The organism is Nonomuraea glycinis (genome assembly GCF_014646515.1).
GTDB classification, from domain to species: Bacteria; Actinomycetota; Actinomycetes; order Streptosporangiales; family Streptosporangiaceae; genus Nonomuraea; species Nonomuraea glycinis.
In genome coordinates, this window is the sequence record NZ_BMNK01000008.1 from 385,561 (window position 1) to 398,376 (window position 12,816).

Below are 12,816 nucleotides of genomic sequence, written 5' to 3' on the forward strand. Positions count from 1 at the left end.
TATTCAATTGCGAATGTGTGGCATCCGAGGAGGTGACACATTGCTGGTGGTAACCGATCTCGTCAAACGGTACGGCACGGTACAAGCCCTCGACGGATTCTCGCTGAACGTGGCGGCCGGTGAAATTGTGGGGCTGGTCGGGCACAATGGCGCGGGCAAGACGACCTTTGTGGAAATCGTGTCCGGTCTGATCCGGCCGGACAGCGGTCACGTGACCATTGACGGCAGAGCGCCGTCCGCCACGCGCGGTCAGGTCGGCGTCGCGCCCCAGCACATCGCGCTCTACCCCTCCGTCACGGTGCGCGAGCACCTGGAGCTCTACGGCAGGCTCGCCGGGCTGCGACCGGTCGCGCTGCGCGCGGCCATCGACGACCTCGCCGGCATCCTGCGACTCTCCGACATCATGGACAGGAGGACCGGCAAGCTCTCCGGCGGCCAGCAGCGGCGCACCCAGGCCGCGACCGCGCTCGTGCACCGGCCGGCGCTGCTGCTGCTCGACGAGCCGACCGCCGGAGCGGACCTGGAGACCAGGCAGGCCATGCTCGACGTGGTCAAACAGCGGGCGGGCGAGGGCGCGGCCGTCGTCTACACCACCCACTACCTGCCCGAGCTGACCGAGTTGCAGGCCACGATCGCGGTGGCGCAGAACGGCCGGGTCATCGCCAGGGGCACCTACGAGGAGCTGGCCAAGGACCTGCCGGGCGAGGTGCGGGTCGTCCTGGAGGACGAGGAAGAGATCGTCCTGTCGACCACCGAGCCCACGGCGGCCCTGATGGAGCTGCTGGGCCGCCTCGACCGCACGATCAGCTCGGTCGAGGTGCGCCACCCGTCCCTGGACGACCTCTACAACTCCCTGGCGGTCCACCATGTCAGTTGACACCGCGTTGATCGACACCCCGCCACGCACGGGGGGCACCTTCGACGCGCTCTACCGCATCGCCGCCGTGGCCAGGCACAACACGATCATCCGGTTACGCGATCCGGGCCAGGCGATCAGCTACATCGTCATGCCGATGGTGCTCATGCTGGTCCTCAAGCCCCTCTACGTACGGGCGGTGGACGGCGGCGCCACGCAGGTGTCCACCGGCCTCATGGTGATGTTCTCGGTGTTCGCGATCTCCCTGGCGGGCAACGCGATCCTGTCCGAGCGCACCTGGCGCACCTGGGACCGGCTGCGGGTGAGCAAGGCGGCCTCCGCGGAGCTGCTGCTGGGCAAGATCCTGCCGATCTTCGTGATCATGGTGGTGCAGCAGTCGGTGCTCCTGATCTACGGCGTCCTGGTCATCGGGCTGCCGGTGCCGGGCGCGCCGCACTACGTACTGCTGGCGATCGTGATCTGGGCCTTCGCCCTGCTCTCCCTCGGCGCGCTGCTCGCCGCGATCGTGCGCAGCCACGGCGAGCTGAGCGTGATCTGCGACGTGGGCGCGCTGACGATCAGCTCGCTGGGCGGCGCCCTGGTGCCGCTCAGCATCATGCCCGAGTGGGCGCAGACGACCGCGTACGTCTCGCCCGGCTACTGGGCGCTGACCCTGATGCAGGCCGCGGTCCGCGGCGACCTCGCGGGCATGCTGCCCTCGGCCGGGGTCCTGCTGGTGCTGGGCCTGCTGGCGGGCGCGTTCGCGGCCCGGCGGCTGGCGCGCGGCTGGGGCCGCGGCGGGCTGATCTGAGGCGGAGTAAGCAATGGCGACTTCAGTGAAGAGGGGCACGTCGATGGATGAGCAGCGACCACCGGGCGCGGAAGAGGTGGCGATCATCGGGATGGCCGGTCGCTTCCCCGGCGCGGCCGATGTGGAGACGTTCTGGCGCAACATCAGCACCGGTGTGGAGTCCTTCACGCGGTTCTCCGACGAGGAGCTGACCGCCGCCGGGGTCGACCCGGCGACCTTCCAGCAGCCCAACTATGTACGGTCCCGGCCGATCCTCGACGACATCCGAGGCTTCGACGCCGGGTTCTTCGGCTACAACCCGCGCGAGGCGACGCTGGCCGACCCCCAGCAGCGCATCTTCCTGGAGTGCGTGTGGGAGGCGATGGAGTCGGCCGGGTACGCCCCCGGCTCCGGCCGCGGCGACGTCGGCGTGTTCGCCGGGATGAACATCAGCGGCTACCTGCTGACCCGCCTGCGGGCCTTCACCATGGGCATCGACACCTCCGCCCTGATGATCGGCAACGACAAGGACTCGCTGGCCACGAACGTCTCCTTCCGGCTGGACCTCGGCGGGCCGAGCGTGTCCGTACAGACGTTCTGCTCCACGTCCCTGGTGGCGGTGCACCTGGCGAGCGAGAGCCTGCGTCGCGGCGAGTGCGACATGGCGCTGGCCGGCGGCGTGTCCGTGCGCATCCCGGACCGTACCGGATACCTGTGGGAGGAAGGCGGGCAGGAGTCGCCCGACGGGCACGTGCGAACCTTCGACGCCCAGGGGCGGGGCAGCATGTTCGGCGACGGCGCGGCGGTCGTCGTGCTCAAGCGCCTGTCCGACGCGGTGGCCGACCGCGACACCGTGCTCGCCGTGATCCGCGCCTCGGCCATCAACAACGACGGCGCGATGAAGTTCAGCTATCTGGCGCCCAGCATCGACGGCCAGCGCCGCTGCGTCTCCGCCGCCCTCGCCAGGGCGGGCGTGGATCCCTCGGAGATCTCGTACGTGGAAGCGCACGGCACCGCGACCGAGGTCGGCGACCCGATGGAGGTGGCGGCGCTGAGCCGGGCCTTCGGCGCGACGAAGGACAAGCAGTACTGCGTGCTCGGCTCGATCAAGCCGAACGTCGGCCACCTCGACCGGGCCTCCGGCGTGACCGGCCTGATCAAGGTGGTGCAGTCGCTGCGGCACGAGCTCATCCCGGGCACGCTGCACTACAACGCGCCGAACCCCGAGATCGACTTCGCCGACAGCCCGTTCCGGGTCACCGCCGGCACCACGCCCTGGCCGGCCGGTCCCGAGCGTCCGCGCATCGCCGGCATCAGCTCGCTCGGCATGGGCGGCACCAACGCGCACGCCATCATCACCGAGGCGCCGCAGCCCGCCGAGCGGCGCGCCCGCTCGCGCCGCCTGCAGATCCTGCCGGTCTCCGCGCGTTCCGCCGCCGCCGCCGAGCAGGCCTGTGCCCGGCTCGCCGAACGCCTGGCCGACGCCGGCGACGACCTGGGCGACGTGGCCTACACGCTGCAGGCCGGGCGCAAGGTGTTCAACCACCGCCGGTTCGTGGTGGCCGGCTCCACCGGCGAGGCCGCGCGGCGGCTCGCGGATCCGGCCGGGCCGCTGGGGCGCAACGACGCGACGACGGGCAGGAAGGTGGGCTTCCTGATCGCCGGGGTGGGCGAGCAGTACCCCGGCATGGTGGCCGCCCTGTACGCGGCGGAGCCGGGCTTCCGCGCCGACGTGGACGAGTGCCTGACCATGCTCGGGCTCACCGAGGCCGCCCAGTTGTCGGACGTGTTCGTACCCGTGGAGCGCGCGCAGGCCCCGGCCGGTGATCTGGCCGGGCTGCTCGGCCGGGCCGCGCCCGCCGCGCCGGCGTCTGCCACCGACGCCCATCTGGTCCAGCCGGCCATCTTCGTGGCGGAGTACGCGCTGGCCCGCCAGCTCGTCCGCTGGGGCCTGAAGCCGGAGATCATGATCGGCTACAGCCTCGGCGAGTACGTCGCCGCGTGCCTGGCGGGTGTGCTGTCCCTGCCCGACGCGCTGCGGCTGGTCGCCTACCGGGCCAAGCTGATCACCTCCCAGCCCGAGGGCGCGATGCTCGCGATCTCCGCCGACGAGCGGCGGCTGCGCGTGGTGCTGGGCGAGCCGATCATGCGTGACCTCGACGTCGCGGTGCGCACCGGCTCGCAGGTGGTGCTCGCGGGCCCTGCCGAGATCGTGGAGTCGGCGGCCGCGCTGCTGCTGGAGGCCAGGATCGGCCACCGCAGGCTGGAGACCACGCACGCCTTCCACTCCCGGATGCTGGCGCCGGTCGCCGAGGAGCTGACCGCCTGGGTCAAGAACAACGTCACGCCGCGCCCGCCCGAGCTGCCCTACCTCAGCAACGTCACCGGCGAGCTCGCCACCGCCGAGCTGGTCGGCGACCCCGGTTACTGGGCCAGGCACATGTGCGAGACGGTCGAGTTCGGCGCCGGGCTGGGTCATGTGCTCGGCATCGCCGACCTGGCCCTGGCCGAGATCGGTCCCGGGCAGTCGCTCGGCGCGCTGACCCGCGGCCATCCCGGCTGCGACCGCGCCCAGTGGCCGCTGATCGTGACCACCCTGCCGGCCGCCAACGACCCGCAGGACGCCGACGCGGCGCTGGCCACCGCCGTCGGCAAGCTCTGGCTGACCGGTGTGCCGGTCGACTGGCCGGCGCTGCACGACGACCCGGGCTGGACGCCGGGCCGGGTGCCGCTGCCGACCTATCCCTTCGAGCACCAGGAATACTGGCTGGAGATCGACGAGAGCGCCCTCGGCTCCGGGACGCCGGCGTTCGACGAGAGCGACCCGACGAGCATCGCCAAGGCCTATCCCCGGCTGCCCGACACCCGCTGGATCCACCTGCCGACCTGGCGGCAGACCACGCTGCGGCCGGCCCGCGCCGGCGAGGCCACCCGCTGGCTGGTCTACACCGACACCGGGTTCGCCGACACGCTGGCCGCGCCGCTGCTGACCCATCTGGCGGCCGCCGGGCACGAGGTCGTCCTGGTCCGGCCCGGCGAGGGCTACGAGAGCGGCCCCGACGGCTTCCGGCTGCGGCCGGGCTCGGCGGACGACACCCTGGCGGCGCTGCGCGAGCTGGCCGGCCGCGACTGGTTCCCCGAGCGGGTCGTCCACCTGTGGACGGCGGACGACGCGCCGCCGCGCCCGGAGGACCCGCCGACCGAGGAGTGCCTGCGGCGCGGCCTGCACGCGCTGGTGGCGCTGGCCCGCGCCGCCGGCGACCTCGGGCTGCCCGGCTGGTCGCTGGACATCGTCACGGCCGGCAGCCATCGGGTGCACCCCGGCGAGGCGGTGCACGCCGAGCGCGGCACCCTGCTCGGCCCGACCCGGCTGATCCCGGTGGAGTACCCGAAGGTGAAGACCCGGCTGATCGACCTCGACACGCGGGCCGGCGGCGCGCCCTCGGCGCTGCTGGCCGAGCTGCGGGCCGACCCCGAGGACCAGGTCGTCGCGCTGCGCGGCGGCCACCGCTGGATCCCCGACTACGAGGCGCTGGACGCCTCGGTGATCGAGGCGGCCGCCCCCGCCGCGACCGTCCGGCCCGGCGGTGTCTACCTGGTGACCGGCGGCCTCGGCGGCATCGGGCTGGCCATGGCCGAGCGGCTGGCCGAGCAGTACCGGGCGCGCCTGGTCCTGCTCGGCCGCACACCGGTGCCGCCGCGCGAGCAGTGGGACCAGATCCTGAACTCCGAGACCGCCGTGGGCGAGGTCCGCAGGCGGCTGGAAGGGCTGCGCCGCCTGGAGGCGGCCGGCATCGAGGTGCTGACCGTCGCCGGCGACGTCTCCCGCACCGAGGACGTGCGCCGCGCGGTCGACGCCGCGGTCGAGCGGTTCGGCGAGCTGAACGGCGTGCTGCACTGCGCCGGGGTGCCCGCGGTCGGCCTGATGCAGTTCAAGACCGTCGCCGACATGGACCGGGTGCTGGCCCCCAAGGTCGGCGGCACCCTCGCCCTCGCCGAAGTGCTGCGCGAGGTGCCGGTGGACTTCCTGGCGCTGTTCTCCTCCACCACCTCGGCGACGGGCGGCGGCGCGGGCCAGGTGGACTACTGCGCGGCCAACGCCTTCCTGGACGCCTTCGCGCTGGCCGACGCGCTGCCCGGCGTGGCCGTCACCTCCATCGACTGGTGCGAGTGGACGTACAACGGCTGGACCGACGGCCTGGACAACTACGACGAGGGCTCCAAGCAGTACTTCGAGTGGTACCGCGAGAACTTCGGCCTCACCTTCGACCAGGGCTGGCAGACGCTGCTGCGGGTGCTGGCCAGCGGCGAGCGGCACGTGGTGGCCAGCACCCAGGACTTCGCCCCCATGGTGGCGATGAGCCGTAAGTCCTCCATCGAGAGCCATCAGGCGACGGTGAAGAAGCTGCGCGACGCGTTCGGGCGGCATCCGCGGCCGGACCTGTCGACCGCGTACGTCGAGCCGCAGTCGCCCGCGGAGGAGGCCATCGCCGGCGTCTGGTCCGAGGCGCTCGGCCTGGAGCAGGTCGGCGTGCACGACAACTTCTTCGAGCTCGGCGGCAACTCGCTGCTCGGCATGGAGATCATCGCCGAGGTCAGGCGGGCGCTGGAGCTGCCGTACCTGCCCCCGCACATCCTCTACCAGGCACCCACGATCGCCTCGCTCGCCGAGGCGGCCCGCGCGGGCCAGGAGGCGGGCGAGGAGCCGGCCGAGGCGCGCGAACAGCAGCGATCCCGTATCGCCCAGCGACGCAACATGCTCAAGAGCGGAAGGACGTCATGACTGAAACCGACTACGACTCGGCGGTCGCGCTGGTCGGCATGTCCGGGCGTTTTCCCGGGGCCGGCAGTGTGGGTGAGCTGTGGCGTAACCTGCTGGCCGGGGTCAGAGGGCTGCGGACGATCACCGACGAGGAGCTGCGCGAAGCCGGCGTCGATCCGGGGACCATGGCGGACCCGCGGTACGTTCGCGTCGGCGGGCCGCTGGAAGGACTGGACACCTTCGACGCCGCCGTCTTCGGGGTCAATCCGCGTGAGGCGGAGATGATGGACCCGCAGCACCGGCTGTTCCTGGAGTGCTCGTGGGAGGCTCTGGAGAGCGCCGGCTACTGCCCGACCGACGTGCCCGGCCAGGTCGCGGTGTTCGGCGGCTGCGGCTTTCCTGACTACATCGTGCGCAACATCCGGAACCTGGCCGCGCAGCCTGGCGGGGCGCTGCTCGCGGCGATCGGCAACGAGCGTGACTCGCTGGCCTCACTGGTCTCCTACAAGCTGGGGCTGCGCGGGCCCGCCGTGTCGGTGCAGACGTTCTGCTCCACCTCGCTGGTGTCGGTGCACCTGGCCTGTCAGAGCCTGCTGACCTACGAGTGCGACATGGCGGTGGCGGGCGGCGCGTTCACGCCGCTCCCCCAGCCCTCCGGCTACCTGTACGAGCAGGGCGGGATCCTGTCGCCCGACGGGCTGGTCCGCAGCTTCGACGCCGAGGCGGGCGGCACCGTGATGGGCAGCGGCGCGGGCGCGGTCGCGCTCAAGCGGATGTCCGACGCGCTCGCGGACGGCGACGTCATCCACGCGGTGATCCTCGGCTCGGCGTCCAACAACGACGGCCGGCTGCGCGCCGGCTACACCGCGCCCGGCGTGGACGGCCAGGCCGAGGTGATCGATTCGGCCCTCGGCGTGGCCGGGGTCAAGCCGGAGACCGTCGGCTACGTCGAGTGTCACGCCACGGGCACCATGCTGGGCGACTCGATCGAGCTGGCGGCGATGAACCGGGTGTTCACCCAGGCCCGGGAGACGCCGTGCGTGCTCGGGTCGGTCAAGCCGAGCCTGGGCCACCTCGACCGGGCCTCCGGCGTCACCGGGCTGATGCGGGCGGCGCTCAACCTCAAGCACGAGGTGCTGCCCGGCACGCCCGGCTACGAGACGCCGAACCCGGCGCTGGCGACCGCGCACGACCGCTTCACCGTGCTGCGGGAGGACCGGGCGTGGCCCGCGGGCCCGCATCCGCGCCGCGCCGGGGTCAGCTCGTTCGGGCTCGGCGGCACCAACGCGCACGTCGTGCTGGAGCAGGCCCCGCCGCGGCCGGCCCGCCCGGCCCGGCCCGGCCCGCACCTGCTGGTGTTCTCGGCCGCCGACGACCGGGCGCTGACCGCGCTCACCGAACGACTCCGCGTCCACCTGACCGCCACGGACACCGGCGACGACTTCGCGGACGTGGCGTTCACGTCGCAGGTCTCGCGCAGCGGCTTCGCGCTGCGGCGGGCCGTGGTGTGCCAGGACCGTGCGGACGCCGTCGCCGCCCTGGGTGACTCCTCGCGCTGGATCGACGGCAAGACCCAGCGGCGCAACCCCAAGGTACGGCTGGCCGTACCGGACTCCGGCGTACCGGAGGGGTGGTGGGCCGAGCTGCACGCGGCCGTCAACACCGTCCTGCGCCCGAGCTCGGACGTGGCGGCGGCCGGGCGGGAGGAGGCGCTCGCCGCGCTGGCTGACGGGCTGCGCGGGGTCGGGGTGAGTGTCAGCGATGCGGAGGACGGCGTCGAGACGGTGGACGTCTCGCCGGACGAGCGCGCCGGCGCCGCCGAGTGGCTGCTCGCCACCGTGGCGCGGCTCTGGCTGGCCGGCAGCGCCATCGACTGGGCCAAGTTGCACGGCGGCGCGGGACGCCGGGTGGAGCTGCCGACCTACCCCTTCCAGCGCCGCAGGTACTGGGTCGGCCAGCAGGACGACCAGGCGCAGCCGCACATCGGCACCGGGAAGACCTTCGACCGGGCGCGGTGGACGTACCTGCCGGGCTGGCGGCAGCGGCCGCTGCCCGTCGCGGGCCTGGACGAACGGCTGCGCGAGGCCGGGCCGTGGCTGGTCCTCGCCGCCGAGCCGCGCGCGGAGAGGCTGGTCGAGCGGCTGGTGGCGGCCGGGGCCGAGGTGACGACGGTACGGCCGGGCGAGCGCTTCCACCAGGACGACACCGGCGACTACACGGTCCGGGTGGGCACCGCCGACGACCTCGCCGAGGTGATGTTCTCCCTGGTGGCGGCGCCGCGCGCGATCGTGCACGGCTTCAGCCTGGCCGCCGGGGCGGATCCTGGCGACGACCCGGTGGCGCACTTCGCGGCCGAGCAGCGGCGCGGCTTCTACTCGGTGCTGGCGCTGGCCAGGGAGCTGATCGACAACACCGGCTCGGCTCCCCGTGCCGAGCTGGTCCTGCTCACCCCCGAGGCGGTCAGCGTGGCCGGGGCCGACCTGCGCCACCCGGAGCACGCCACCCTCGGGACGCTCGCGCCGAGCCTGGCCCAGGAGAACCCGCGGCTGCGCTGCCGGGCCATCGACGTGGACGACACGGCCGACGCCGCCACCGTCCTGGCGGCGGCCGTCTGCGCGTACGAGGGGCCGGTGGCGATCCGCGCCGGCGAGACCTGGGTGCGGCACTACGAGCAGTACCCGATCGAGGCGCCCGAGCAGGAGGAGCGGCCGTTCCGCGACGGCGACACCGTGCTCATCACCGGCGGTCTCGGTGACGTCGGCCTGGTCCTGTCCCGGCACCTGGCCGGCGCGTACGGCTGCCGCCTGGTCCTGACCGCGCGCAGCGAGCTGCCGCCCAGGCAGGAGTGGGACGACTATCTCGCCGCCACGCCGCCCGGCGGGGAGCGGGCCGCCCGGCACATCCGCAACATCGTGGACCTGGAGGAGCGCGGCGCCACGGTGCTCGCCCTGTCCGCCGACGTGGCGGACGAGGACGCGATGCGGGCCGTGGTGGAGCAGGCGGTGGCCCGGTTCGGTGGCATCGACGTGGTGGTGCACGGCGCCGGCGTGCAGGACGGGGCGTACTTCAACTTCGCCCACCTGATGGACCGCCAGCAGTGCGAGGCGCACCTGGACGCCAAGGTGACCGGGTTCCACGTGCTGCAGAAGGTGCTCGGCGAGCACGCCGCGGATCGCCGGATCACGCTGTCGTCGATCGCGGCCGTGCTCGGCGGGATGACGCTGGCGCCGTACGCGGCCGCGAACGCCGCGCTGGACGCCTACGTCCGCGTCGCCCGTACGGCGGGCCGGGGCCGGTGGGTCACGGTCGACTGGGACACCTGGAACATCGACCCGGACCGGGTCGAAGGGCACAGCGGTGCGGTCATCGACTTCGCGATGGCGCCCGCCGAGGGCGTGGACGTGTTCGAGCGGGCGCTGTCGGCCGCCGACCGGGCCGGGCACCTGGTCATCTCGACCGGCTCCCTGGACGGCCGCGTCGCGCAGTGGGTCACCGGCGACATCCACGAGGCCGGGGACGAGGCCGACGACCAGGAGCGCCACCCGCGCCCCGAGCTGAACAACCCCTACGTCGAGCCGCGGGAGGGCACCGAGGCCACGCTCGCCGCGATCTGGTCGCGGGTGCTCGCCATCGAGCCGATCGGCGCGCTGGACAACTTCTTCGAGCTGGGCGGGCACTCGCTGCTGGCGATCGAGCTGACCACCCGGATCCGCAAGGCGCTGAACGCCTCCGTGCCGGTGACCGGCCTGCTGGAGTGCCCGACCGTGCGCCAGCTGGCCGAGCTGCTCGACTCTCGCGACGAGGGGTGAGGAGATGAACCGTCCCGAGCATCTGCGCGCCCTGCAGGGGTTCGTCCGGCGTGAGCTGGCCGGCAAGGACGCCTACCTCGACTCGCTGGCCGAGGCGCCGCTGCCGCTCTATGAGCGGTTCGCGCGCACCGGGCTGTCCGGCTGGTGGCTGCCCGAGGAGTACGGCGGGCTCGGGCTCGGCCTGGAGGAGAGCGTCCGTATCGTCTCCGACCTGGCCTACGCCGACGCGGGTGTGGCTTTCACCCTGTTCATCCCGGTGCTCACCACGAGCATGGTCCAGTGGTACGGCGGCGAGGAGCTGCGCAAGGAGCATCTCGGCGGGCTGTCCGCCGGTGGCTTCGCCGCCACCCTGGGCAGTGAGCACGCCGCGGGCAGCGAACTGGCCAGGATCGGCACGACCGCGCGGCGCGAGGGCGACATGATCGTGCTGGACGGTCAGAAGGCGTTCTCCACGAACACCGGCTTCGCGAAGTTCCTCGTGGTGATCGCGCGTGCCGAGGACGACCCGTCGGGCTACCTGGCGGTGCTGGTGCCGGGCGACGCGCCCGGCGTCACCGTGGACAAGCGCTGGGACGTGATCGGGCTGCGTTCCTCGGCGACCTACCAGGTGTCGCTGTCCGGCGTCCGCGTCCCGGCCGGCAACGTCCTGCGCGGGAACGGGCTGCGCCTGCTGGAGATCGGCCTGAACGCCAGCCGCGTCCTGATCGCCACCACGGCGCTGGGCATCGCCCGCCGCATCCGCGACGTGTGCATGGAGTACGGCAAGTCCAAGTCGGTCAAGGGCGCGCCGCTGTCGGCGAACGCGGTCTTCGCCGGCCGGCTGGGCCAGTTCGAGATGCAGATCGAGGTCATGACCAACCAGTGCCTGGCCGCCGCCCGCGCCTACGACGCGATCGCGGCCCGGCCCGACGCGGGTGAGGAGTTCATGCGGGTGGGCACGCTGAAGTCGGCGCTGACCACGAAGATGTTCTGCGGCCAGACCGGCTGGCAGATCGCCTCGACGGCGTCGGAGATGTTCGGCGGCCTCGGCTACACCCACGATGCGGTGATCGGCAAGCTGCTGCGTGACATGCGGTACGTCTCGATCGTGGAGGGCGGCGACGACGTGCTGCGCGACCTGGTCTTCAGCCGGTACGTGGTGCCGGTGTCGAAGCGGTCGTGACCAGCGCGGCGGCGTAGCCGGGGGCGACGTCCAGCCAGCGGACCGGGGCCGGGGAGCCGGGCAGGGAGCGGAAGACCGCGCTTCCCGCCCGGCTCTGCTCGCAGGTGGCGGCGGCCGGGCGGACGAGGACGTCGCGCAGGCCGGCCAGCCCGGCCCCGGTCGCCTTGACGTACGCCTCCTTGGCCGTCCAGAGCCGGAAGTATTCCGCGAGGCCCGCGTCGGGGGCGGCCGCGCACACCCTGGCGGCCTCCTCCGGCTGGTAGATCCGCCGGGCCATCTCCCGGTGGTCGAGGTCGGGGCGGACGCGTTCGACGTCGACGCCCACCCGTGACCCCGGCGCGGCCACCGCGATCAGCGCCCACTCCTCCGAGTGGGACAGGTTGAAGTCGGGCCGGGGCGTGCGGGCCAGCAGGCAGGGGCGGCCCGACTCCTCCGTCCCGAAGGCGAGCCGGGCGGCGGGCACGCCGCACAACCGGCCGAGGACGTGGCGCAGGGCCGCGTGGGCGGCCACGTACCGGCGCCGGGCGAGGGGGTCGGCGAAGGCGGCGGCCTTGTCGCGTTCGGCGCCGGACAGGCAGTGCCACCGCCCCGGCTCCCCCGCCCGCTCCGGGCGGTCCAGGTGGACCCGCCACAGCCTCACGCCCATGGGCGCAGCGCCTCCGCCACGATCGCCCGGGTGCGGTCCGCCTGCTCGAACACGGCGAAGTGGCCGCCGTCGAACGGGTGCAGGGCGAACTCCCGCGCGGTCTGCTCCCGCCAGGCCGCCACCTTCTCCGGCGCCACCCGGGGGTCGGAGCCGCTGGGCAGCACCGAGATCGGCACGGCCAGCGGCGGCTCCGGCGTGTAGCGGTAGGTCTCCTTGACGGTGAAGTCGGCCTGCACGGCGGGCAGGATCATCTCCAGCGCGCCCTGGTCGGCCAGCAGCCACTCCGGCGTGCCGCCCAGCTTGCGCAGCAGCCCGACCACCTCCGCCCTGGTCATCCCGCTCACCGGCGGCCCGTCCTCGTAGGTGATGTGCGGGGCGTCGGAGCCGGAGACGAACAGGTGCACCGGCTCCGGCCCGCCCCGCCGCCTGACCTCCCTGACCAGCTCGAAGGCCACCAGGCCGCCGAGGCTGTGTCCGTACAGGGCGTATCTGTGGCCCGCGGCCGACAGCGCCACGTCGGCGAGCACCGCGTCGGCGAGGTCGGAGACCAGCGGCTCCATGAGCCGGTAGGGCGGCTGCCGGTGCCGGCTCTCCCTGCCGGGGAGCTGCACCGGCTGCACCGCGACGCCCGGCAGTTTGCGCTGCCACTGCCGGAACGCCGACGCCGCGCCGCCCGCGTGCGGCAGGCAGTACAGCGGCAGCGCGCCCGGCTCCGCGCCGGTCAGGGTGCGGAACGGCAGCCACTGGGTCAGCAGGGCGTCGCTCGTCTCGTCATAGACGGTCATGTCGGT

General features: G+C 73.3%; 7 protein-coding genes. 5 read left to right on the top strand and 2 right to left on the bottom strand.

Annotated features, from left to right (window positions below):
• Positions 1-46: 46 nt before the first annotated feature.
• From IEY87_RS24390 to IEY87_RS24410, 5 genes are read left to right on the top strand one after another with little or no spacing between them, the layout of a single operon-like run.
• On the top strand, positions 47-877 hold the full coding sequence (locus IEY87_RS24390) for an ABC transporter ATP-binding protein (protein ID WP_225277570.1): 831 nt from the start codon (positions 47-49) through the stop codon (positions 875-877).
• Positions 867-1,667 (top strand): ABC transporter permease, encoded by an 801-nt coding sequence (locus IEY87_RS24395; RefSeq protein WP_189141066.1) that lies wholly within the window; start codon positions 867-869, stop codon positions 1,665-1,667. Before IEY87_RS24390 ends, IEY87_RS24395 begins: the two co-directional genes overlap by 11 nt.
• A gap of 43 nt (positions 1,668-1,710) precedes the next feature.
• Entirely contained in the window at positions 1,711-6,429 is a 4,719-nt protein-coding gene (locus IEY87_RS24400; protein WP_189141067.1) for a type I polyketide synthase, read from the top strand.
• Positions 6,426-10,217: an SDR family NAD(P)-dependent oxidoreductase gene (locus IEY87_RS24405; RefSeq protein ID WP_189141068.1), complete on the top strand. Its 3,792-nt coding sequence runs from the start codon at positions 6,426-6,428 to the stop codon at positions 10,215-10,217. The genes IEY87_RS24400 and IEY87_RS24405 overlap by 4 nt, the downstream gene beginning before the upstream one ends.
• 4 nt (positions 10,218-10,221) lie before the next feature.
• Positions 10,222-11,379, top strand: coding sequence for an acyl-CoA dehydrogenase family protein (locus IEY87_RS24410; protein WP_189141069.1), 1,158 nt, complete (start codon positions 10,222-10,224; stop codon positions 11,377-11,379).
• Here IEY87_RS24410 and IEY87_RS24415 read toward each other — a convergent pair.
• Together IEY87_RS24415 and IEY87_RS24420 are read right to left on the bottom strand one after the other, a co-directional pair.
• Complete coding sequence (locus IEY87_RS24415) at positions 11,342-12,025, bottom strand: 4'-phosphopantetheinyl transferase family protein (protein WP_189141070.1); 684 nt, start codon at positions 12,023-12,025, stop codon at positions 11,342-11,344. The genes IEY87_RS24410 and IEY87_RS24415 overlap by 38 nt on opposite strands.
• Positions 12,016-12,810 (bottom strand): thioesterase II family protein, encoded by a 795-nt coding sequence (locus IEY87_RS24420; protein WP_189141071.1) that lies wholly within the window; start codon positions 12,808-12,810, stop codon positions 12,016-12,018. Before IEY87_RS24420 ends, IEY87_RS24415 begins: the two co-directional genes overlap by 10 nt.
• Positions 12,811-12,816: the final 6 nt, after the last annotated feature.